Here is a 22226-nt window from a genome sequence, read left to right on the forward strand (position 1 = left end):
GGCGGTGGTGCCGTCGCCGGGAGCGGCCGGCCCGTCCGCGGGCTGCTGGGCCACGGCCGCCGGGGCACCGGTCCCGGACGGGGCGAAGAGCCCGGCGCCGTGGACGCCGCCGGCGGCGACGGCGACGGCGACGAGGGCGAGCGCGCCACCGGTCATCGCGAGACGGCGGCGGACGAGGCGGCGGCGGCCGCGGCGCAGCCCGCCCGACACCAGCTCGGAACCGCTGTCGGCGGCGAAGGCGGCGCCGGTGGTGCGCAGGACCGCGCCGAGTTCGTCCTCGAAGCGCCCGGACCGGTCGTTCCGGTCGTTCCGGTCGAAAGGCTCGGAGGAGAGGTCGTCGTGAGGCATGCCGAGATCACCGTTTCCGGTCGGTGGGTGGAAGAGTACGTTCTGGCGGACGGCGCCGGCCGAGCGGGCCCGAGCGGGTCTGTGGGGCCCGGCCGGCGGGGGATCAGCGGGCGGCGTGGAGGGGCTCAGCGGGCGGCGTGGAGGGGCTCAGCGGGTGGCGAACTCCGCGAGGGTGCCGCCGAGCCGGCTCCGGAGCGTGGCGAGCGCCCGGCTGCACCGGGTGCGTACCGCCGCGGAACTCACGTGCAGGGCGTCGGCTGTCTCCTCGATGCTGCGGTCCTCCCAGTAGCGGAGGACCACCACCGCCCGGTCCTTGGGCGCGAGGCTCGCCAGGGCGTCGAGAAGCGCGATCCGCAGGGCCGGGTCCTCGCCGTTGTCGGGAGCGCGGTCGGGCAGTTCACCGAGCGGGCGCTCGGTGGCCGACCGGCGCCGCTGATGCGTGAGGAAGGTACGGACGAGGACGGTCTGGGCGTACGCGGCCGGGTTGCCGACGCGGTGCATGCGGCTCCAGCGGGCGTACATGCGGCCGAGGGTCTCCTGCGTGAGGTCCTCGGCGAGGTGGGTGTCGCCGCTGGTCAGCAGGCATGCGGACCGGTACAGGTGGCCCGATCGTGCGGAGGCGAACTCCAGGAATCCGTCCGCGCGGGACTTTCTCATGCCCCTCCCTTCCCTCGCGGTCGCCCGGCGTGATCGCCGTACACATGACTGACGCGACGGGGGAGCGGATATGTTTCAAACAAGTCCGCGATTTTCGAGGGACAGCGCCTTTGGGACGTATCCGACGAACCGGTACGGGGTAGGCCTGTCGGTATGAACACTCTCAGCGCACAGAACCTGGCCGCTGGAGTCTGGCAGTCGGGCCTCGGCCAGTTCCTCGCCGGTCTGGTCGTCGTGATGGTCCTCATCGGAGCGGTGTGGATCGGCTTCCGGATCCGTGACCGCGAGCCCGGGCCGCCGAAGCCCGAGGAGCAGCCGCACCGCCCGGAGACCGACCGGCCGCCGGGTGAGATGTCCGAGTACCGCCGGCCGGCCGAGATGCCCCGGACCGACGGCGAGCACCGGCTCATGCCCTACCAGCTGAAGGACTCCGGCACCTCCGGCACCGAGACGTCCCCCGAACCGCCCAGCGAGGAGAAGCGCAAGTGGGGCGGCATCTCCAGCGGTGGGTTCGGCAGCGGGGGCCCGGGCCACGGCGACTGAGGCCGCCGCCGTCCGCCCGGGGCGAGCCCCCGGTGCATGACACCCGCGCCCGGCCACGCGGGGCGCCCCACCCGGCCCCGGAGCAGGCACCGCCTCTCCGGGGCCGGGGCGTTCCCGCGCCCGGCCCGGGCCGGGCGCCTCAGCGGCCGAGCGCCCGGCCCGCGCGCTCGGCGATGTGCGGGGGCGGCGCGACGTCCGGCGGCAGGACCGGGTCCCGGACGGGCGCCCCGAAGGTGGTGACCACCGGCAGCTCGCCCGCCCACAGCCCCAGCGCCGCGTCCTCGGAGTCGCCGTCGTCCGGCGGGCCGCTTCGGGTCTTCACGGAGGCTTCCGTGAGGTCGAGGGCGAGCAGCGCGGTCGCGGCCAGCTCCTTGCGGCTGGGCCGCCGCGCGTACTCCCACTGCCCCGGCGCGCTCCGTTCGGTGAGGGCCCGCAGGCCCCGGAGCTTCTCCTCCGGATCGGTGACCGCCACCGGCACGCCGTAGATCATCGCGGAGCGGTAGTTGACGCCGTGCTCGAAGACCGAGCGGGCCAGGACGAGGCCGTCGACGTGGGTGACCGTGACGCAGACGGTGGCGCCCGGGGCCTGGGCGAGGCTGCGACTGGCGACCGAACCGTGCAGGTAGAGCCGGTCGCCGTCGACGCCGTACACGGTGGGCACGACCATCGGCACCCCGTCGACCGTCACCCCCAGGTGGCAGAGGAAGCCGGCCGCGAGCACGGCGTCCAGGTCGGCTCTGCGATGGCTCCCCTTCTGCCGCATCCGGCGCAGCCGGGTCCGTTCGGTGACGTCGAGTTCGTCACCGGGTGTCGGGCTGGGTGTGGCGGTGCTCATGATCCCCCTCGGGCGGTGCCTCGTGACCTGACCGGTCGCTCACCCGCTTTTGTACGGGCGGTCCGCCGGTCGCCGCCACCGCCGCCCAGCTGTCGGAACAGCCCCGCCGTCCGGTGCGGCCGGGGACGGGGAGGACATGGGACACCCCCCGCCCGCAAGGTGATCCAGCTCACATTGAGATCACGCCACGGTGCGCCGGTTTTACCCGGGCATTACAGTGCATCCCACCATCGGCTGCGCCCTCCACGCCTGACCAGCGGGGACGCCGCACCGGTATGCACACAGAGCTGGGGGAGCTCGAATGGTGGCAGCAGGCATGCAGGTCCTTGGAATCTCCGCGCTGGAGGAGAGCGTCTACCGCCACTTCCTCCGGAATCCGGACACCACGGACGGTGACATCCACGTCCTGCTCCGGGCCGACCGCGAGGCCGTGGCCGCCGCGCTGGCCCGCCTCCGCGCCCTCGGGCTGCTCTATCCCACCGACCGGAACACCGTCTGCCCGACCGATCCGGCCATCGCCGTCGACCGGCTCACCGACCTGCGGCTGCGCGAACTGCACGAGGAGCTCCAGCACGTCACCCGCTCCCGGCACCTCGTCACGGAACTCCGCGACGAGCAGTGCCCCGCCCGCTCCGCGCCGCAGGCCGTCGAGCGGATGGAGAACGTGGCGCAGATCCGCAGTCGCATCGACGACCTCGCCTTCTTCGCCCGCGAGGAGATCCTGTCCGTCGAGCCGTACACGGCGCTGACCCCCGCCAACATCGAGCACTCCCGGCCGCTGGACATGCGCTGCCTCAGCCGGGGCGTCCGCATCCGGAACGTGGTGCTGCGCGAGGCGCTCGACGATCCGCTGACCGTCGGCTACCTGCGCGAACTCACCGCCCACGGAGCGCAGATCAGGGCGGCCGACGACCTGTCCGAGCGGATCCTCGTCTACGACCGGCGCACCGCGCTCGTCCCCGTCGATCCCGAGGACACCTCGCGCGGCGCGCTCGTCGCCCAGGAGACCGGACTCGTGTCCGGCATCCTCGCCCTCTTCGAGAAGATCTGGTGCCAGGCCACGGACCTGGCGTCGATCATCGAGGAGCCGGAGGAGAACCCCGGCGGACTGTCCGACATCGAACGGCAGGTCCTCACGTCCATGTGCCACGTCGGCAAGGACGAGATCGGCGCCCGGGACCTGGGCATGTCCGTACGCACCTACCGGCGCCACGTCGCCGAACTCCTCCGCGTCCTCGGCGCGTCCAGCCGCCCGCACGCCGCCCTGCTGGCGCGCGAACGCGGCTGGATCTGACGGGCAGCCGGGACCGTCCGGTCCCGGAGCGCGTGTGCGGAGCCGGACGGGAGCGGCCCCGGCGGGCGGGCCGATGACCGGGGCCGGGACGCCGGGACCAGGGCCGGGGCGCCGGGGCCGGGTGCCGGTGACCGGGGCCGGCCGGTCAGGACACGGCCGCGCCCTGGAGGTCCTGGACCGCGCGGCGGACCGCCGCCGAGACCGGGGCGGCGTCTTCCGACAGGGCGGTCAGGCGCGGCTTGAGCTCCCGGCGCCGGCCCGACGGCAGGGCCGTACCCAACTGGGCGCCCGCGTGGGCCAGTCCGGTCAGCAGGGCGAACCGGTCGCCGCCGGTGCCGGTCCCGCCCGACTCGGCCGCCGCCACCACCGACGCCCGCACCTCCGCCGCGGCGGCGAGCCCGGCCGGGGTGAGCTCCGCCCGGTTCAGCGGGAAGACCCCGAGGACCCGGCTGGTGCTCTGCTCCAGGAGCCCGTCCTTCGCCATCCCGCGCAGCACCTCGTGGATCGACTCACGACCGTCCTTCCGCACCCAGTGCAGCCACTTCCGGCCCGGCTCCGCGCCCACCCGCTGCCACACGTGCCGCAGCGCGGCGTCCCGCGGCGCCTCGCCCGACGCCCGGGCCGTGCCGTCCTCGTCCACCAGACCGCCGTCGGCGAGGAGTTCGGCGAGGAGCGCGCCGCGGACCGCCGGGGCGAGGGACTGCCGGACGGGCAGTTTGCGGCCCTCCTCGTCGAAGGCGAGCAGGATCATGTCGGCTGCCAAGGTCATCCCAGACGTTCCTCTCGTACGGGCCCCACGCCGGCCGTGTCCGCCGGCCTCCTGGCAGTCTGTCCCGCCAGCATCCCGAGCGCCGCTTCCTCACCGGGCGGGAAGCCCAGCCGGTTCATCACCATGTGCAGGTGGTGGAGCAACTGATGGTCCCGCGCGCCGGGAGCCCGCAGGAGAAGACCGGCCACCGCGTCCGCGTGCGCCTCGATCCGCTCCCGCGCGCCGGGCGCGGGCGGCCCCAGCTCCCGTACGCCCGCAGAGACCCGGCCGAGGAGCGGGCGCAGCTGCTCGCCGCCGGCCGCCATGCGCAACTGCCAGCCCCACCGGGTGCGGTGGCGCACCCAGAAGACGTCCCGCTCCTCGGGGGTCAGCACCCTCTCGGCGAGCGCCCGCGCGAAGTGGACGGCGTGCGCGGCCCGTTCGTACCGGCGGGGCAGCGCGGCCAGGTCGCTCCCGGCGCAGAAGGCGCTGTCGAGACGGAAGATCCGCTCGGCGACGGCGACGCCGTCCGGGCCGCCGTACTTGGCCAGTTCCGGCGCGTACAGGGCCGGTACGACGCCCCGCGCGGGCGAGCCGGGCGGCAGCGCGCCGGGCAGCAGGCCGACCGAGTCCTCGGGCCGCTCCTCCAGCGAGCCGAGGAGGCCGGTGAGCTCCGGGCGGGCGGTGGCGTCCAGGGCGTCCACGGCGTCGCTCCCGGCGCGCAGCCGCAGCCGCAGGTGGTGGCCGGTGGCGTCCCAGTAGCGCAGGAAGAACCACTCGTCGCTGCCGATCCGCGCCGCCCGCTCGGCCAGCCACGGCACGAGGGTGCGGACCGCCGCGTCCATGCGCCCGGGGCCGCCGGGGTAGACCCGTACGTACCACCAGTCCGGCTGGGGGACGCCTCCGCCGTCGGTCACGTTCATGCCTCCTCCTCCGGCCGCCGCCAGCGCAGCAGCGAAATGTGCTCGGCGGCCCGGGTGCCGCCCGCTCCGTCCCGCAGCGGGTGCGCGGACCTGTCCGGCAGGGCCTCGACCAGCCGTAGATGGCCGGTGGCCGGGCCGGCCCACTGGGCGAGCACGGACAGCGAGAGCGCGGAGGTCAGCGAGACCCACAGCGGCTTGCGGTCGGTGCCCGCGCCCGGCTCGCCCGGCCCGAAGCCGGTCAGGCGGTGGACGAAGACCTCCTCGGGCAGGCCGTGGGTGCGCCGGAACTCCTCGGCGCGCAGCACCGTCTCCGCGTCGCTCTCGCCGGGCCGGGGCAGCGGCAGTGCGGCCGCCGGGACGACCCAGGCCGCCCGGGAGGTGGTGACGCGGCCGAAGCCGGTACGGGGCATCGGCACGACCTCGTCGCGGCGCTGCTCCTGCAGCGCGAACGGCAGCACGTAGTCCGAGTGCGGCGAGCCGTTCACCCACGGGTCGGCGAGCACGGCGAGCAGCCGGGCGAAGGGCGGGAAGAGGTGCGGTGGGACGAGGCCCAGGTAGGCGAGCCCGACGGGCGCGCCCGTGCGGTCGCGCAGGGCCAGCGTGCCCTGGTCCGGATCGTGCGTGAGGACCGTGTCGGCCAGGTCGAGGCCTCCGTCCCCCGGGGTCTCGCCGGGCAGCAGCAGGGGTGGCAGCAGGCCCGCCGAGCGCGACTGGGCGGTGTTGACCTCCGTCCAGAGCACCAGCTCCCGGCAGGCGCGGCCGGGCCAGCACGCCTGGACGTGGGCGCGCAGCCGGTCGCGGAAGCCCTCGCCGAGCAACGGTCCGAAGCGGGTGACGAGCCCGCCCGTACCCGGGTTGAACTGGTTGACCACGAGCCGGTAGTCGCCGGCGCGCACCGCCGGGAACCCGTTGGCGGCGAGCTGGAACAGCACGGCCGCGGCGGGCGGCGCGCTGCTCGGCCCGACGGGCAGCCAGGCCCGCTCACCGGCGGTCTCCCGGGCGGCGCGGTCGGCGACGGCCGCCCGGTCCAGGTCGGGCTGGGAGTCACCGTCGACGGCGATCCCCATGAGGAACCCGAGCACGTCGGCGCAGGTGCCGCCGGACCCGTACGCGGCGGTGAAGCGGTCCACCAGGACGTCGTAGAGATGGGAGCGGAAGAGGAACGGCCGCATCCGCCGGCCGAGTTCGGTCAGGTCGGCACGGACCTCCGGTACGTCGAGCACGGCGGGCAGGGCGAGGTCCGCGGCCACGTCCTCGTACAGCATCTCCCCCGACTCGAAACGGTCCAGGCCCGCCCGGCGGGCCCACCGCCGGGCGGTGGCCCTGGCCCGGGTCAGCGTCTCGACGCGCTCCTCCTCCCCGGCCGCCGCGAGCGCGGCGGCGGAGTCCCGCAGCTCCCGCACCTCGGTGGCGAGGCCGGCGGGCCCCGCGTCCGGGGCCGCCGGGAGGGTGCCGTCCCGCGGCCCTCCGGTGGTCCGGCGCGGGTACGGGTGGTCCGCGAGCAGCTCCGCCACGGTACCGACCGGGTCCTCGCCGCGCCGCCAGGGCGGTACGGGGCTGATGAGGCCGGTGTCGAGGAGCCGCCGGAAGCGGCGGAAGGGGTCGGAGCCGCCGAGCCCGGCGAGGAGCCCGTCGAGGCCGTGGTCGCCGTCGGGCGCGAACCGGGCGAGCCAGGGCGCCGCGTGGTCGGCCTCCACGACCCGGTCCAGCCGCCAGGCCAGGCCGCCGTCGGCCACGAGCTCGGGCAGCAGGACCAGGCCGGCCGGGGCCTCGGGGCCCCCGGGACGCAGGGGCGCGAGCCGGTAGCGCAGCAGACCGGCCGTTCCGGGCTCGCGGGCCAGGCACCGCACGGCGAGCTGGGCGAGCGCGGTGGCGGCGTAGCTGTGCGCGGCGGCGGGGGCGCCGGCGGGCGCGCCGCCCTCACCGACGGTGGTCAGGGTGGAGAACGGGCTCGTCTTCACGGCGGCCCGGGACACGTACGAGTACAGCGTGCGCAGGTTGCGGCTCTCGGCGGGACGGCGGCGCGGGCGCCCGTGCCGCAGCCAGTCGGGGGCGGCGAGCGCGGCGGCCCGCGCGAAACCCGGCTCCGCGAGGTGTGCGGCGAGCGCGGCGGGCACCGCCGCCCGGTCCCCGGCCAGCAGCGCGTCGAGCCGCCGGGTGGCCTCCTCGCACCGCCGGACGGCCGCCTGCCACCCGGCGAAGGCCTCGGCGGCCCCGGGCCCCGCCACCTCGGCGAGCCGGGCCGGCGGGTCGTCGCCCCAGGGCAGCGCCCGCAGCCGGTGGACGGCCCGCTTGGCGGCCAGCACCGTACGGCGCAGCGGCACCTCGTCGTCCAGGAGGGGCACCAGCGTGAAGCAGAGGTCCTCCAGGGCCGGACGGAGGCTCTCCCGTACGGCACGGGCGTCGGCGGCCTCGGCGACCGCCCGGCGGGTGGCGGCCGGCACGAGGTCCAGGGATTCGGTGGGCAGTCCGCCCACCCGGGTGACCAGGGGGCCGGAGATCTCGGGGGTGGTGGTGCCCGGGGAGGGTGCGGGCATCGGGGCCGTACGGTCCGCGGCGGCGGACGGCGGCGGGGTCAAGGCGGATTGCGGCGGGATCAGGGCGGTCATGGCATCGACCGTCCGACCAGGTCGAAGGACCAGACGAGCGACTGGATCACGAAGTAGCCGAGTGCCACGGTGTAGACGCTGCACACGATCCCGTACGTCACGTGCAGCCGGCGGCTGCGGGCCGGCATCCGCTCCAGGAAGCCCGGCAGCGAGCGGCCCAGCAGGCGGTGCTTGAGCAGGGCGAAGGCCCGGCCCCGGGCGTCCACGAGACCGAAACCCGCCTCGATCGCCGCGTAACCGTCGCTCGGCAGCATCGGGTTGACGTTGGTCACGAGGTTGAGCATCTGGAAGATCAGCAGCGCCCCGGCGACCTGGGCGACCGGGCCGTCCGTGGTGAGGACGAGCAGGGCGGCGGCGCCGGTGAACCAGCCGTCGCTGAGCGGCCCGGCGAGGGCGAGCAGGACGCGTCCGCCACGGGAGCGGACCCGGTAGGCGTCGGTGCGGTCCACGTACGCGAGTGGCATGAAGTAGAACAGCAGCGCCACCCCGAGGCCCCGGACGGGCACCTTCAGCACCTGGCACACCATCGCGTGGGCGCTCTCGTGCACGAGGATCTGGAACAGCATCAGGCCGATCGCGACCAGCGTCCCGGTGCCGAGGAGGTCGCGGGCCGGAGGCGCCGCGGTGATCACCGCGTAGAGGCCGAGCAGGATGCCCAGGACACCGCCGCCGGCGAAGACGCCGACCGACAGCCGGGCCGGGATCAGCCGGAGCAGCCGGGCCACGGGCTCCAGGACCGTCGGGAGGGAGCGGGTGACGACGAAGCGGGGCATCAGCATGCTGGTGCCGAAGCGGCCGCCGGCGCGCTTCTTCGGGGCCTGCTCGGGCTCGGTGCCGACGAGGAGTCCGCTGCGGGTCAGCTCCCCGACGAAGGTGTCGAGTTCGCCGCGCACGCCCTCGGCGGGGACGCCCCGGCGCTCGGCCATGAGGGCCGAGAGCTCGTCCAGCGAGCGCGTCCCGTCGAACTGGCGGAGCAGGGCCGCGGCCGATCTGGTGAGCCGGTGATACGTCCCGCCCTGCGGGTCGAACACCAAGGGGTGGTCGTCCATCCCCCGGATGATCTCCAGATCCTCCCGGAGTTTGGGTGCAGTGCACACATCCACGGCGCGGTTCCTCCCTCCGCTGCGGCGGCCGGCCCGCTACCGTGCCGGGCCGCCTGGTTCTAACCTGGTGGGGTTCAGTCCGGTCCGGGAACAGCGGACCGGGCTGGGGGCCCTGGGCCCCGGGGTACTAGGACCACCCCGGAGCCCAGGGATTCGACCGGCGGGGCCGGCCGTCCTCCGTGCGATCAGCCGCCCTGGCTGGAGACGCTGCTCATGGAGCCGACGCAGCCGACGGGGCAGCTGGCGGAGCCGGCGCAGGCGCCGCAGAAGGCGGTGGTGAAGCCGGGGCTCACCGCGTCCTGCAGGACCTCCAGGTCAAGGGACTCCGACCACAGTTCGAGCTCGGTGTCGAGGTTCTCGTTCATGGCGTTCACTTCCTTTCTCGGTTTCCTTCGGGTTCCTCGTCCGCCCGGACGGCGGGCGAGGGGGCCTTGGGTGGGGGTGGCGCGAGGGCGCTGTGCTCTAGCCGAAGCTGGAGGCGCTCGCGGAGGAGGAGGCGGTGCTCGTCGGGCACGAGGCCGACGAGGCGGTGCTCGCGGTCGCCCAGGTGCCGAGGGCGACGCCCTCCTTGAGGGGCTCGAGACCGAGCGCGTCCGAGGCCAGCTCGTCGGCGGTCAGGTCGAGTTCGAGGTCGTCGAAGTCCTGCATGAGGGGTTCCCTTCAGGGTGGTGGATGGTGGGTGTCCGCCGCGTGGCGGGCGGGGCGGCCGGGAGCCGGGCCGGTGGCCGGGGCGCGGTGTCAGCCCAGGGTCGAGGCGGACGACGCGGTGGCCGCGGACGTACCGGGGCAGGACGCGGTCGAAGCCGATCCGGCGCAGAAGAAGCAGCCGAGGGCGTTGCCCTCCGGAAGCTCCTCGATCGCCAGCTCGTCACCGTCGACGACGTAGAGCTCGAACTCGTTCTCCATGGTGTTCCTCTCCTCTCCGAGTGGGTGCGGTACGGGGGGCCGGGCGGGCCGGCCGGTGGGTCAGCGGCTCATCCGTAGGTGGACGCGCTGCTGAGGGACGACGCGGACGTCGCCGGGCAGGAAGCGGTCGAGGCCGATCCGGCGGACGCCCAGCTCGCGAGGGCGTTGCCCTCGGGCAGCTCCTCGATCGCCAGTTCCTCGGCGTCGACGGCGTACAGCTCGATGTCCTCCATGGGAGGCACCTCCTCAGGTGTCGTGGGGTGGTTCACGGGTCCCCCGCCCCGGACCGGGGCGGGAAGTCTCAGAGGGCCGGCGGCAGGCCGAGGGCCAGCGCGAAGATCTGCTGGCGGCTCGTTCCGTCGCTGAGCAGCGGGCCGCGGACCGCGGCCGGGATGAAGCCGGCGAAGACACTGCCGACGAGGCCGTGGGCGACGCCGTCCAGCCACATCGCGTACGCGGCGGAGCCGGCGCGGGTCAGCAGCAGCCGGTAGCCGTGCCCGCCGTGGTGGCGGGCGGCGGCGTCCAGGGGCACGCCGAGGGAGACGATCGCGGCGGCCTCGGAGAACTCCGGCTGGAGCGTCATGCCGTAGCGGGCGGCCCCCGTGGGCAGTTCCATCACCGGGGTGAAGCTGCGCGCGACGGGGTCGAAGCGGTGGACGGCGGGCCGTACGCCGGTCAACCGGTGGGCGACGACGGTCAGTTCGAGCGGCAGCTGTGCCGCCTCCCGGTCCGTACCGGCGTCCAGGTCCAGGGCCCGGGTCATGATGTCGGCGAGCAGCGCGGCCGGCAGGGGCTCCGGGGAGAAACCGCGCAGCGAGCGCCGGTGCTCCAGGGTGGTCAGCAGGTCGTGGGGCGCGGACGGGGGCGTGTACGGGCCGGTCGTCACGGCCGGTCCGAGCGCCGCCGGTACGGGCGCGGGCGCCGGGGCCGTGGCGAGGGCGGTCACGCCGGTCGCGGCGGGCGGCTGCTCGCGGAAGGACGCCAGCATGTCCAGGGCCAGTTCGTGCGGGGCGCTCACGGGGCTCCTCCCAGGTCGACGAGGGTGGTGATCGGTTCCAGGTCGGGGTCGATCCCCAGGGCCGCGCCCACCGCCAGGTCGTCCCAGCGGGTGCGGACGGCGCACGGCAGGTCCAGGGCGTGCGCGGCGGCGCGGAGCGTGGCGGTGGCGCAGCCGGCGTCGAGCAGGACGATCCGCAGGGCGAAGGCCGAGTACTTCTTCGCCACCTTGGTGAAGTCGCCGGTGAGGACGACCGTCAGGGGCGCCTCGCCGGGCACCGCGCCCGGGTCGGCGGACAGCAGGGCCAGCCGGTGCGCGGAGGCCACGTACCCGTACACGCCGGGTTCCAGGCCGGGCACGTCGCGGACCACGAGGTGGGCGACGACGGAGCCGATGTTGCCGCCGCTCGCCGTCCAGCGCTGCACGCGGCCGGGGAGCACGGCCCGGCGGCCGGCGGTGACGGCGAGGAGCAGGGCGGCGGTCGCGTCGTCGAGGCCGGTGGGCCGGGGGGAGCGCAGCAGCTCCAGCGGCGGTTCCGGGAGGGGGACGGCGGCGGCGACGGGCCAGGTCTTCTCGTCGTTCTGGAGGGCGATGTTCGAGGGCTTGTAGTGGGCCTGGTGGGCCTTGCCGTCGGCGTACTCGCGGGGCGGGAAGGCGATCGCCGCCTCGTAGCGCGCGGCGAGCGGCGGGTCCGCCGGGTCGTCGCCGGGCGCGGCGGAGCAGTACGGGCAGCCGGGCCGGGTGGCGGCCGAGCGGCGCTGCTGGGAGAGGTCCGCCAGGTCGACCGTGCGCCACTGGGACGGCAGGGGGCCGGGCGTGCTGCGGGAGAGCAGGGCGAACAGGTCGCGGGCGAACAGCGCGGCGGCCAGTTCGGCGTCGCCGGGCAGCGCCGGCCGGTCGTCGGCCGGGTCCTCGGCGGTGCGGCAGGCCAGGCAGGGGGTGAACGCCAGGTCCACGTACGGCCCGAGGTGCGCGGTGCGGCCGGTGAGCGCGAGGCGGACGAGGGGGACGCCGGCGAGGGCGCAGGAGGCGGCGAGCGCCGCCGCGTCGTCCGGTCCGAGCCCGGCGGCGACCGCGAGGGTCGTCCCGGGCGCCGGTCCCCGGCCGGGTTCGGTGCCTGCGGAGGCCCGTACGAGCGAGTCGGTGAGGTGGCGGCGGGCGGCCGTGGCGAGCGGGCCGGTGCCGAAGACCTCGACGCGGGCCCGGGCCAGCCGGTCCAGGGCTTCCTCCCAGGCGTGGTTCGCGCCGGTGGAGTCGCCGATGCGGGAGAGGAAGTCGGCCGTCGGGGCGGGGACGGCCGCCGCGCGGGCGGCGGACTCCGGGGGCGCGGCCTCCTCGATCAGGCCACAGGTCCACAGCAGGGAGAGGGCCTTGAAGACGGTCGTGGCCGGGATGCCGAGGGCGCCGGCCAAATCCTCGTGGCCGCGGCTGCCGTCGAGCAGGGGCAGCAGGCGAGGGAGCAGGTCCCGGGCGGCGGCGCCGCGGAGCAGCTGCTTCTTGGGCGTTCCTTCGACGACGAGGGCCTCGGGCGTGTGGTGCAGGGAGAGCCCGCGCCGGAGCCTGGGCCGGGCCGGGACGTGGAACTGCGGGTCGTTCAGGGCGGCCGAGGCCATGGCTTCGGCGGTGATCACAGAGTGGTCCGGCATCGAGGCCTCCTTTCCGGTTCGGGACGTACGGGCGGGGCGCGCGGGACGCACGCGGGGCGCGGCGTACGGGCCGGTCGAGCGGTACGGGTACGAGGGCGAGCGTCTGGTACGCGTACGGGGTACGGGTACCTGCGGGTCGCTCGGGAGCCCTCGGCGTGCGGGGTCAGGGGGTCGGGCGGGGCTGCGCCGTCACCTGGCCGGGAGGGCCGCGAGTTCGGCCGCGAGTTCCACGAAGGTCGCCAGGCGGCTCTCGGGCGTGCGGGCCGGCCGGCAGCGGTCGCACCGGTCGACGGCGACGACTGCGGCGCTGGAGGTGGTGCCCTCCACGAGTCCGAAGACCCGGACCGTGCCGCCGATCCCCTCCGCCGCGCCCGGCTCACCGGGCCCGGCCAGGGCCTCGCGCACCGCCTGGCCGGCGAGGCCCACGGCGATGGCGACGTGGTGCGGGGCGTACCCGGAGACCTGCTGCGCACCGGTGTCCGCGCCGGTGGTGCGGTCGGTCGTCGGCGGGGTGTGCTGGGCGCGGCGGCGGGTGTAGCAGCGGTGGCACGCGGTGCGGCCGGGCACGACCACCGGTCCGCACCGCAGATCGAGGGGGCCCGCCTGGACGGGGAACCAGGGCCGCTTCCAGGCGTGGGCGCTGGCGTCGACCATGTCGGCCAGCACCTCGCGGTCCTGGCCGGCGGCCAGGACGATCAGGTCGCTGTCCGGCCAGAGGCTCGGGTGGGTGCCCTGGCTCACGTCGAGCACGGTGGTCCCGGGGTGGCGGGCGCCGAGCCCTTCGGCGACGGCCGCGCCGAACGCTCCCGCGGTGAGGATCAGCAGGCGCGGATCGGTCATCTTCGAAACTCTCCTCGTCGGTGGTTCGCGGCAGGGATGGAGGGACGGGGGTGGGGCACGCGCTCCGGTGGCGTCGTGCGCCCCGGGGCTCAGGCGAAGGGCTGCGGGTGCGGGTTGATGTCGGCCTCGCCGCGCACCGGGTGCCCCATGGCGGCGGGAGCCGCGTACAGCCGGGGGTGCGCCAGGTAGCGGGCGCGGTGGACGAAGGACAGCGGCATGAGCTCCGGGATGAGCATCCGGACGACGGTGGCGCCGACCTGCGCGGCCTCGTCGGTGGTGAGGTCGACGCCGATGACCTCGCAGCCCCGGGCGTGCAGCCGTGACAGCAGCCAGGCCAGGGCCGGCAGCGGCTCCTCGGACGGGGCCCGGGGGAGGTCGCGCAGCCCGTGCACCGGCCGGTCGCCCTCCAGGAGGAAGTCGAAGCGGTGGCGCTGGGACAGCGGGCCGGACAGCAGGGCGCCGTCCACGACGCTCACGATGTCCTCCTCCGCCATCGGCGTGCCGGAGGCGGTGGCGGCGTCCTTCTCGGCGGCCTTCGCCATGTGGCGCAGGGCGATCCGCAGCGAGGACGCCTCACGGTAGAGCTTGGCGATGCCCTTGCCGGGGTCCAGCTCCGCCGTCGCGGCCACGAGCTGGGCGATGACCCGGTCGTCGTCGGCCAGTTGCACCCCGTAGATGACCGGAATGCCGAGGTCGGTCGTCGCGTCGTACAGCTGCGTCCGCAGGTGGGGGCTGCTTCCCCGCTCGACGAAGGCCCGGAACTCGGGGGCCAGTTCGGCCGGGTCGAACTCCAGCCGGGGAAGGCGCAGCCGCTGGAGCCAGGTGAGGGCGATGGCGTCGCGTTCGACGATCTCCAGGATGCCGTTGACGACGGCGGCGGCCGGGTCGGAGTGGGCGGCGCAGCCGGTGGAGACCGGGTGGACGAAACGTTCCGCCATGGACTCGACCGGGTTCTTCAGCCAGACCTGCACGGCCGGCACGTACACCGGGCGGTTGCGGGTGAAGGACCAGCCGCGGACCCAGCGCATCGGGCCGCCGGGGTCGGTGGCGACCAGGCCGCTGCGGGGGTCGGCCAGTTCGGCCGGCGAGCAGCGGGGCCACCGGTCGCTGGTGACGGCGTCCTCGCCGAGTTCGGCGGCCGTCGCCCAGATGATCTGCTCGGGGTCCCGGGCGCAGGAGGAGTAGCGTTCCAGCGATTCGGCGACCGCGAGGTGCGCGGCCCGCTCCGGATCGAGGTCGCCGCCGGCTCCGTCGAAGTTCCCGGAGCTGGGGTTGTGCTCCCAGCCGGTCTGCTCCCTGAGCACCTCGCCGGGGTTGCCGAGCGAGGCCGTGAAGATCGGGAAGTCGGGCTCGCCCTCGGCGACGGGCAGCCGGGTCACCCGGTTCACCAGGCCGTACGGGGAGGCGAGCCGGCCGATCCGCAGCAGCGACTGGGGTATCGGGGGGTGCCCCCGGTCCCGTCCGGCACCCGTGGCCGCCGTGTCCGTCACCGCCGCCGTGTACGGGGTCGTCGTGTCCACCGTCATCATCCACGCTCCGTGTCCCAGCGGAACGTCCGTGCCGCGAGGGCCGTGAGCCCCGCGGCCGTCGCCGCCATCACTGTCCAGTCCAGCCACAGGGCGTGGCGGGTGATCCCGCCGACCACGTCGTGGCGCAGGGCGTCTCCGAACATCGCCAGCGGGGTCCAGGAGAGCGGGCCCGCCACCGCGTCGGGGAGAAGTTCGAGGGGGAAGAGAAGTCCGGTGCTCATCAGCAGGACCGGGGTCAGCAGCCCGGAGATCGCGTTGGTCACCTCGGGCGAGGAGAGCAGTCCGCCGAGCAGGTAGCCGAGGGCCAGCAGCATCACCAGGCCGATGGCCGTGGTCAGGAGCAGGCGCAGCGTCGAGGCCGGTTCCAGGAGTCCGCCGGCGACGGCGCCGGCGCCCATCAGGGCGAGGACGGCGAGTGCCAGCAGTCCCCGGCCGGGGAGCAGCGAGAGCAGGACGGCGGGCCGCCGGGCCGGTGTGGTGGACAGCAGCCGCAGGGTGCCACTGGCCCGCATCGCCACGAGCGCGGAGGCCGTGCCGGTGAGGGCGAGCGAGAGCAGCGCGAAGGCGAGGACACCGGGGATGACGAAGGCCATGGGATCGAAGAGGGTGGTTCCGTCGGTGCCCAGGGCCGTCACCTCCCAGCCCTGCCACGCGGTGCCGTCCAGGGCACCGCGCACCGCCGCGACCACGGAGGGCTGTTCCGGGTCGACGGCCATCCGCAGGGTGCGGGAGGCCTCGTCGGGGACGATCAGCGCCGACTTGTCCGGCTGCGGGCCCGGTGCCGGGACGGCGACGGCCCTGCTGCCGTCGCCCAGCGCCTCCTGGAGGGCGGCCGCCTGCGGGCCGGTGCCGACCACGGCGAGCTCGAAGGGGCCCCGTACCCACGTCAGTTGCATGAGGACGACGAAGAAGACCGCCATCAGCAGCGGGAAGACCACGCTGAAGAAGAGTGCCGCCGGGTCGCGGAGGAGCTGGCGGGTCATGGCCCGGGAGAGCGCCTGCCATTGACGGGTCGTCGACACGGGTGGCGCGCCGAGACCGAGGGGCTTGGTCATCGCTTCTCCTCCTGTTCCGTTCCGGATCCGAGCGGGGTGCCGGTGAGGCGGAGGAACACGTCCTCCAGGGTCGCGGGGCGCGGCCGCACGTCGGCCCCGGCGTCGAGGCCGGTGATCCACGCGGCCGTGGCGTGCGGGTCGTCCGCCGTCACCTCGAACCGTGCGCGGCCGGAGCGGCCGGTCGACTCGACGGCGGTCATGGCGTCGCCGAAGCGGGTGCGGACCCGGTCGGCGAGGCCGGTGTCGCCGGTGCGTACGGACACGACGCCGCCGGGCGCGTGCCGTGCGATCAGCTCGGTCGGGGAGCCGGCCGCCACCATCCGCCCTTCGTGCAGGACGGCGAGGCGGTCGCACATCTCCTCCGCTTCCGCCATGGCGTGGGTGGTGAGCAGGAAGGTGGTGCCTCCGGCCTGGGCCCTGCGGATGAGGTCCCAGACGGCGTGCCGGGCGTGCGGGTCGAGTCCCGTGGTGGGTTCGTCGAGGACGACCACGGGGGTGTCGCCGACGAGCGCCGTGGCGAGCAGCAGGCGCTGCTGCTGCCCCCCGGAGAGCCGGGCGGCGCGCGCCCCGGCCTTCTCGGCCAGGCCGATCTCCTCCAGCAGCGCGTCCACGTCCCGGGGCGCCGGATAGAGCGCGGCCCAGGTCTCCAGGGTCTCCCGCACCTTGAGCCTCGGGAAGAGGCTGGCCTGCTGCGGCTGGAGGGCGAGGGAGGCGCGCAGGACGTCGGTCCGTACGAGCGCGTCCTCCCCGAGGACGGTGATCCGTCCCTCGTCGGGCCGGCGAAGGCCCGCGATGGCCGAGATGGTGCTGGTCTTGCCGGCTCCGTTGCGGCCGAGGAGACCGAAGATCTCGCCGGGAGCGACCGAGAAGGAAATTCCCGCCACCGCTTCGACGTCGGCGTATCTCACGCGGAGACCGGCCACTTCGAGAACGGATTCCGAACGCCCCGCGAATTCCATGGAACCAGGGAGCCGACTTGTCATGACCACTCTGCTCTCGCCCTTCGAATCAGCAGTCGGAGGCAAAGCCGGGAACTACTGCCAACCGTTGACCTGCTTGCAGTACGGGATCTGGACCGGATACGGGATGCTCTGCTGGATTCCGCAGACCAGTTCGGTGACGGCGGGCGGTACGGGCGCCGGCGTCGAAGCCTGTCCCGGCCACTGGGTGTGCTCATCGCCGTGCGTCCCGGTGCTGTACGGCGCGGCGGTGACGACCGCATTCCGGTCGCCGTTCCGCTCGGTGGCCGCCGCGCTGCCGGTGGCCACGGTCCAGCCGGTCAGGCCGAGAGCCAGACAAACCGCTGCCGAGGTGAATCGGTTCCGCATGTTTCCCCCTGGGTTCCGTTTCCGTGATCCCTTGCGTTTCCGCTGAGGAAGACAATGCCAGCGGGGCAGGGGTGACTCCATGAATTCCGGTGTCAGCTTGATGCAGAACCCCCGGCAACAAGCTGACGGACCCCCGAACCCCCAGGTGAGCGCCGCACCCACGGCTCCCCGCCCCGGCCGCCGGGGCCCGGGCTCCGGCGGGCTCCTGGTCCGGACCTGTTGCCCTCCCACGGAGGGGTGCAGAAAGATGTCCGGCACGGCAGCGCGGCGCGGGCGGCCGTACGGCTCCCCTGCCGGCACCTACCGGGGAGCTGGCCGCGGTGAAGGCCCGCCGGGCGCCGTCATGAACGGGCCGAGGCCCGCCCTCTGCGACAGGGCGGGCCTCGGTCTCAAACTCGCGACGCGCTCGGTCAGCGCGCTCGCCGACCGCGCGCGGTCAGCTCCACTTCTGGTAGTTGCCCCCGTTGTAGGAGTGCGTGTACACCTGCCGGTTGGCGTTGCTGTCGAGCACGAAGCCGGTGGCGACGTTCCGCAGCACGTATCCCGTACCGCTGTAGCTGATGACCCACTTCTGGTAGCTGCCGCCGTTGCAGGAATGCGTGTAGACGGCCTGTGCGGCGTTGCTGTCCAGGCAGAATCCGGTGGCCTGGTTGCGCACGGTGTAACCACCGCTGACGGACGAGACCGTCCACTTCTGGTAGGCACCGGTATTGCAGGAGTGCGTGTAGACGGCACGGTCGGCGTTGCTGTCCAGGCAGAAGCCCGTGGCGACGTTCTGGAACTGCTCCGTCCCCGGAACAGAGGCCTGAGCCGGTGCCGTCATGGCGAGAACGCCGGCCCCTGCCATGGCCACGGAGGCAAAAGCAGAGACCAGGTTCTTTCGCTTGAACATAATTTCCCCTTCGCTGTGGCTGATTGCCGCGACGAACGTATCGGAGGCCGATCGGCGGCAACAACGGCGCTCAGAAATACCGCCGCCCGCACCGTCGGTCGCGCGCCAAGAATCCCCATTGCCCGACACGGGCACGGCGTCTCTGCTAAGGAGGTGACCCACAGCGATCCCACCCTCGGAACGTCCCACTCTGGGCAACAAAAGGGGAATCCGGTCCTCCGCCTTGATGTCCACCAGAGCGAAAGGAGCACCGATTCGCCCCTCTTTGCACTCTTGCGGACCATCTTTCCGGAGTGCGGACTTCCTCCCCCAGGTTCGGCGCGATCCCCCCGACTCCCGCCACGAAAACCGGCCCGCTCCCTGGCGCCAACTCGCCAGGGACGACCCACCCGAGGAGCAGGCCCGCCAGGCCGCCAAGGAGGCGAAGAAGGCCGAGAAGGCGGAGCGGAAGAAGAAGGCCAAGGCCAAGAAGGCTCCGAAGGAGGGCTGACCGCCCCTCCGCTCGCATATCGCTCCCACTGGCCCGCCCTACGGGCACTTCTCCTCCGTATTCACGACGTGCAGGGTGACGGCGGGTGGCATGAACGTCCAGGTCCTCACCGACCCGTTCGGCCGCCTGCTGCGGGCCTCGCCAGTGCTTCCCGGATCCACCCACGACATGACCGCCGCCCACACCCACGGCATCGTCGACGCACTCACCGACGCCGTCCTCAAGCGCTGGGCCGTCAAGGCACCAGGGCGCCGGCGGCTCCATCCGGTTACGCCTTCCGCGGCGTCGCCCAAGCGGTGGCAGCGCCGACACAACACCACGCACGCCAAGATCCGCTGCCTCGCCGAGCAGGCTATGACCCCCCTGAAGGGCTGGGGCCACCTACGGATACTCCGCTGCAGCACCAACCGCATCACAGCGATCGACCAGGCCGTCCTCGTCCTTCACTACGCGTCAGCGTGAAGTTGGAAAAGGCTCATCGTTCCCCCGATGCAGTCGGTCCGAATGGATGGTGCGGTTCGCGCTGCGGCACGTATGAGGGGCAACCGGCGGACTGGGCAGTACGGCAGATTCGAAGGTTCCCGAGCGCCCGGAGCGCCGATGGCCGGAGCGCGCCCGGCGACCTCGCGGCTCTCGTGCATACAGGAAGCCCTGATGAGGCGGGACGGCCAAGAGTCAGTCCGTGCGGGCTCCCCAGACCTGGCCGTCGTCCGTGACGTCGAGGTTCTTCAGGCGCCGGTCCTGCTTGCCGGAGACGGCGTTGAAGGAAGTGAGGGCTCCGGTGGCGGAGTCCAGGACGAGGAGGTTCGACTTCGACCACGTTCCGGAGAGCGGGCCGTCCAGATCCTGGTTGCCCGCGAGCGCGGTATTCGTTCCGAGGTCCTTGCAGCTGTCCTCGTCGAGGTCGAGTACCGCCAGCCGGTAGCCGCCGTCGACGCGGATCGCGCTGGCGTACCAGCGCCCGGTGGCGTCGAGGGAGCCGCGTCCTACCGCTTCGCCTTGCGTGCACTGCGGCGCGTTCGCGGTGCCCTTGTCCTGCGCGTCGTACGCCTTCATGCACGCGGCCCCGTCACAGTCGGTCTGCTTCCAGATCAGCCGGTGGCCACCGGCTGCGAGGAGCACCGCGTCCTGCGCGAGGCTCTGGCGGGGGGTCATGGTGTCGGAGTCGAGGAGGACGAGGTCCGTACGTGCCCGGCTCGTGTCGTCCTCGGTGGTGGTCTGGGCCGCCACGATTCCCTGATCGGTTTCGGCGAGTGGTTGCAGGCCGCACTGCAGCGTGTGTGTGCGCTGTGACGGGCGGCCCGACGTGTCGTACTCCGTCACGGTGAAGCGGGAGTTGACCGATGCGGGGGTCTGCTGTCCCGCGCACGCCGTGGCGGCGGGTTCTTCGGAGACGGCCCAGATCTTCTTGCCGTCCGCGGTGGGGAACCACGAGGTGGCCGGCCCCAGGAGCGCCTGCTGTTCGGGCTTGGCCGGCTCGATGGCCACGACCGCGCCGTCGGAGATCCCGATGATGTGTCCGGTTGTCAGCTGCCTTGGGGCAGTGAGCTTGTAGACGTCGAGTCGCTCCGTGCCTTCCGGGCGCTCGACGACGATGTCCGGCTCGGAGTCGATCTTGTCGAGGACGGCGATGCGGCCTCCGAGGTTGACGACGATGCCGCGCGGGGCGCTCTCGTCGCCCTCGGTGCACCCGGCCGTCCCCAGGGCGGCCGCGAGCACCACCGCAGTCAGTCGGTGGCGCCACCAAGGGGAAGTCCTGGCGGAATGGTTCTGCACGGCCATGTCGGTTCCCCCTGGCGAGGTTGACGGTGGAGCGGGGTACGGCTGGTCATTTCCGTACCCCGCTGGTTGATCTAGGGCTTCGGGGTGCAGGCGCTGCTGGCGACGCACTCGGCGAAGAACGGGAACGCCGTGATTCCGCCCAGCGTGCCGTCGTTGCCGAGGAACCTCGCTCCGCAGGCCGCCGTGTCCTGCCACCGCTCGATCACGTACGTCGTGCGCTCGATCTTCGGGGTGGTGTAGCCCCACTTACCCCCTGGCACGTCCATCCAGTTCTGGACGGTGACGCCCTTGTCCGTCGAGTTGGTGATGTCGCGGCCCACCTTGGCCTCGACGGTGGCTATGCCCCAGGACGCGCTGCCCCCGAGTTCGGACTTCCAGCTCGTCGCCTTCGAAGTAGTGGTGGACATTGCGTAGGTCAGACGCGATGTCGAGGTGGAGCCGTTCCTCTTGCCGGCGGTGTTGCCGATGGCCTCGTAGCCGGTGCTGATCTTCACCACCTTGTGCCAGATGTCCGGCGGGCACCCCTCGGGGCCCGGGACGCTGGCTGACGCGGCCGACGGAGCCAGTAAGAGACTGGATCCGACAACCATCACTCCCATAAGAGCGGCATGGCGCATGACAGAGCGCATGCTTTCCCTGCCGTTTATCGCCGGTTTCCCCACCGGCGTTGATGAGAGGCAACCACTCCTCGCGATGGGAGAGCTTCTCTTTTGATGAACATCTGAGATTCGAGGGGCGGTAAATGGCTAACGCCACGTGCGATGCAAATGGCCCCTTGTGTCCGTCGGCGAGGCGACAGCCAACCGGACATCACGCCACAAATGATCCCTTGAGGGAAACCGGGCGCCCCCTTCATGAACCGTGACGACGGCCTACAGGTGGCCGGTTCACAGTGCACAGCGCTGATGACGAACTCCTGATTGCGGCGGGACGGGTCAGTTCGGCAGGGCGGCGATGCTGAGGATGGCGGTGAGAACCAGGGCGCCGAACGCGGCGGCCACCGCGAGGGGGATGCCGAGACGGGGGCGCCAGACAAGGTGGCCGGGCACGACCGTCACAAGCAGGCCGGTGACGGCCAAGAGCAGCAGGACGAGGAGCGGGGTCGTGGGCATAGAGGTCTTCCTGATGTGTGTGGCATGCCGACCGGTCGATGCGGCGCCGCACTGTGAAGGAACCTGCATCATGCCTCCCGCCTGTCAGCCACCACTTCCGCGACGGAGGAGGGCGGGAGGTCTTCGGGTGCCGCACCTGGAGCCGGCGCTTACCTCGGTGTACGGGGAGCGTGGCCACTAGCCCTGGGGGTGCTCGCGGCACGGAACTGCGTCGGCGGGTGGACGGCCAGACCGTCTTCGTCCCGCTGCTGGACCGGTTGCGGGACGGAATTGGACCGGCCACATGGTTCGCGCTGTTCGCTCCACCTCAGACCACCAAGGCGCGACGCCGCCCCATCCACCGAGCCTTTGAAATCCCCCGCGTCCGCTCACGCAAGCCGTTCCCACGGCGTTCCCATGACGCGGCGCACACCACCCAGACATGAAAAAGCCCCAGGTCACGGCGAGTGAGTCCTGGGGCGATTCCGAGCCGCCTTCGGGATTCGAACCCGAGACCTACGCATTACGAGTGCGTTGCTCTGGCCAACTGAGCTAAGGCGGCGTGCCGCGCGGACCCGTGGTGGGTGCAGCAGCGTCGCCAAGTCTACAC

24 protein-coding genes, 1 tRNA gene and 1 pseudogene are annotated in these 22226 nt (G+C 73.4%); 3 read left to right on the plus strand and 23 right to left on the minus strand.

All coding sequences use genetic code 11. The annotated features are described in order from the left end of the window. Positions 1-348 (minus strand): annotated as a pseudogene (locus RIF68_RS04655) (hypothetical protein); the annotation flags it as partial. 147 nt (positions 349-495) lie between these two features. After that, a complete protein-coding gene (locus RIF68_RS04660; protein WP_309049827.1) occupies positions 496-1005 on the minus strand; it encodes a SigE family RNA polymerase sigma factor in 510 nt (169 codons plus the stop codon). A gap of 153 nt (positions 1006-1158) precedes the next feature. On the opposite strand from RIF68_RS04660, the gene RIF68_RS04665 reads away from it, so the two are divergent. Then, positions 1159-1548, plus strand: coding sequence for a DUF6479 family protein (locus RIF68_RS04665; protein ID WP_309049828.1), 390 nt, complete (start codon positions 1159-1161; stop codon positions 1546-1548). A gap of 139 nt (positions 1549-1687) precedes the next feature. Here RIF68_RS04665 and RIF68_RS04670 read toward each other — a convergent pair whose 3' ends face one another. Beyond that, positions 1688-2383: a pyridoxamine 5'-phosphate oxidase family protein gene (locus RIF68_RS04670; protein WP_309049829.1), complete on the minus strand. Its 696-nt coding sequence runs from the start codon at positions 2381-2383 to the stop codon at positions 1688-1690. 316 nt (positions 2384-2699) lie between these two features. On the opposite strand from RIF68_RS04670, the gene RIF68_RS04675 reads away from it, so the two are divergent. Next, the gene (locus RIF68_RS04675; RefSeq protein ID WP_309049830.1) at positions 2700-3677 is read left to right on the plus strand and encodes a helix-turn-helix transcriptional regulator; all 978 of its coding nucleotides are present in this window, start codon (positions 2700-2702) and stop codon (positions 3675-3677) included. Between the two features lie 145 nt (positions 3678-3822). On the opposite strand, the gene RIF68_RS04680 is transcribed toward RIF68_RS04675, so the two are convergent. The 16 genes from RIF68_RS04680 to RIF68_RS04755 form a co-directional block, all read right to left on the minus strand. Further along, on the minus strand, positions 3823-4446 hold the full coding sequence (locus RIF68_RS04680) for a GPP34 family phosphoprotein (RefSeq protein WP_309049831.1): 624 nt from the start codon (positions 4444-4446) through the stop codon (positions 3823-3825). Continuing rightward, entirely contained in the window at positions 4443-5348 is a 906-nt protein-coding gene (locus RIF68_RS04685; protein ID WP_309049832.1) for a lantibiotic dehydratase C-terminal domain-containing protein, read from the minus strand. The genes RIF68_RS04680 and RIF68_RS04685 overlap by 4 nt, the downstream gene beginning before the upstream one ends. Continuing rightward, positions 5345-7885 (minus strand): lantibiotic dehydratase, encoded by a 2541-nt coding sequence (locus tag RIF68_RS04690; protein WP_309049833.1) that lies wholly within the window; start codon positions 7883-7885, stop codon positions 5345-5347. Before RIF68_RS04690 ends, RIF68_RS04685 begins: the two co-directional genes overlap by 4 nt. Positions 7886-7953: 68 nt before the next feature. Beyond that, complete coding sequence (locus RIF68_RS04695) at positions 7954-9060, minus strand: PqqD family peptide modification chaperone (protein WP_309049834.1); 1107 nt, start codon at positions 9058-9060, stop codon at positions 7954-7956. A 185-nt stretch (positions 9061-9245) separates the two neighbouring features. Continuing rightward, positions 9246-9425 carry a thiocillin family RiPP gene (locus tag RIF68_RS04700; RefSeq protein ID WP_185902699.1) on the minus strand — a complete coding sequence of 60 codons (180 nt, stop codon included), beginning with the start codon at positions 9423-9425 and terminating at the stop codon, positions 9246-9248. Between the two features lie 97 nt (positions 9426-9522). Then, positions 9523-9708, minus strand: a complete 186-nt coding sequence (locus RIF68_RS04705; RefSeq protein ID WP_309049835.1) for a thiocillin family RiPP — start codon at positions 9706-9708, stop codon at positions 9523-9525. A gap of 90 nt (positions 9709-9798) precedes the next feature. Beyond that, positions 9799-9966, minus strand: a complete 168-nt coding sequence (locus RIF68_RS04710; protein WP_309049836.1) for a thiocillin family RiPP — start codon at positions 9964-9966, stop codon at positions 9799-9801. 68 nt (positions 9967-10034) lie between these two features. Next, on the minus strand, positions 10035-10199 hold the full coding sequence (locus RIF68_RS04715; protein WP_309049837.1) for a thiocillin family RiPP: 165 nt from the start codon (positions 10197-10199) through the stop codon (positions 10035-10037). A gap of 68 nt (positions 10200-10267) precedes the next feature. Beyond that, entirely contained in the window at positions 10268-10984 is a 717-nt protein-coding gene (locus RIF68_RS04720; protein ID WP_309049838.1) for a nitroreductase family protein, read from the minus strand. Then, positions 10981-12609: a hypothetical protein gene (locus RIF68_RS04725; protein ID WP_309049839.1), complete on the minus strand. Its 1629-nt coding sequence runs from the start codon at positions 12607-12609 to the stop codon at positions 10981-10983. Before RIF68_RS04725 ends, RIF68_RS04720 begins: the two co-directional genes overlap by 4 nt. 189 nt (positions 12610-12798) lie before the next feature. Then, positions 12799-13449, minus strand: a complete 651-nt coding sequence (locus RIF68_RS04730) for a TOMM precursor leader peptide-binding protein (RefSeq protein WP_309049840.1) — start codon at positions 13447-13449, stop codon at positions 12799-12801. A gap of 89 nt (positions 13450-13538) precedes the next feature. After that, positions 13539-14978, minus strand: coding sequence for a YcaO-like family protein (locus RIF68_RS04735; RefSeq protein ID WP_309049841.1), 1440 nt, complete (start codon positions 14976-14978; stop codon positions 13539-13541). Then, on the minus strand, positions 14975-16033 hold the full coding sequence (locus tag RIF68_RS04740; RefSeq protein ID WP_309049842.1) for an ABC transporter permease: 1059 nt from the start codon (positions 16031-16033) through the stop codon (positions 14975-14977). The genes RIF68_RS04735 and RIF68_RS04740 overlap by 4 nt, the downstream gene beginning before the upstream one ends. After that, positions 16030-16941, minus strand: coding sequence for an ABC transporter ATP-binding protein (locus tag RIF68_RS04745; RefSeq protein ID WP_309049843.1), 912 nt, complete (start codon positions 16939-16941; stop codon positions 16030-16032). Before RIF68_RS04745 ends, RIF68_RS04740 begins: the two co-directional genes overlap by 4 nt. A 126-nt stretch (positions 16942-17067) precedes the next feature. Next, positions 17068-17361, minus strand: a complete 294-nt coding sequence (locus RIF68_RS04750; protein ID WP_309049844.1) for a hypothetical protein — start codon at positions 17359-17361, stop codon at positions 17068-17070. Positions 17362-17797: 436 nt separating this feature from the next. Further along, positions 17798-18253, minus strand: coding sequence for an RICIN domain-containing protein (locus RIF68_RS04755; RefSeq protein WP_309049845.1), 456 nt, complete (start codon positions 18251-18253; stop codon positions 17798-17800). A 508-nt stretch (positions 18254-18761) separates the two neighbouring features. Here RIF68_RS04755 and RIF68_RS04760 point away from each other — a divergent pair. After that, positions 18762-19205, plus strand: coding sequence for a transposase family protein (locus RIF68_RS04760; protein WP_375165671.1), 444 nt, complete (start codon positions 18762-18764; stop codon positions 19203-19205). 213 nt (positions 19206-19418) lie between these two features. On the opposite strand, the gene RIF68_RS04765 is transcribed toward RIF68_RS04760, so the two are convergent. The 4 genes from RIF68_RS04765 to RIF68_RS04780 form a co-directional block, all read right to left on the minus strand. Beyond that, complete coding sequence (locus RIF68_RS04765) at positions 19419-20525, minus strand: hypothetical protein (RefSeq protein ID WP_309049847.1); 1107 nt, start codon at positions 20523-20525, stop codon at positions 19419-19421. A gap of 71 nt (positions 20526-20596) precedes the next feature. Continuing rightward, positions 20597-21019, minus strand: a complete 423-nt coding sequence (locus RIF68_RS04770; protein ID WP_309049848.1) for a hypothetical protein — start codon at positions 21017-21019, stop codon at positions 20597-20599. A gap of 441 nt (positions 21020-21460) precedes the next feature. Continuing rightward, positions 21461-21637 carry a hypothetical protein gene (locus RIF68_RS04775; protein WP_309049849.1) on the minus strand — a complete coding sequence of 59 codons (177 nt, stop codon included), beginning with the start codon at positions 21635-21637 and terminating at the stop codon, positions 21461-21463. A gap of 467 nt (positions 21638-22104) precedes the next feature. Continuing rightward, a tRNA-Thr gene (locus tag RIF68_RS04780) sits at positions 22105-22178 on the minus strand. Positions 22179-22226: the final 48 nt, after the last annotated feature.

The sequence above is a fragment of the Streptomyces sp. genome, from assembly GCF_031178505.1.
In the GTDB taxonomy this organism is placed as follows: domain Bacteria; phylum Actinomycetota; class Actinomycetes; order Streptomycetales; family Streptomycetaceae; genus Streptomyces; species Streptomyces gulbargensis.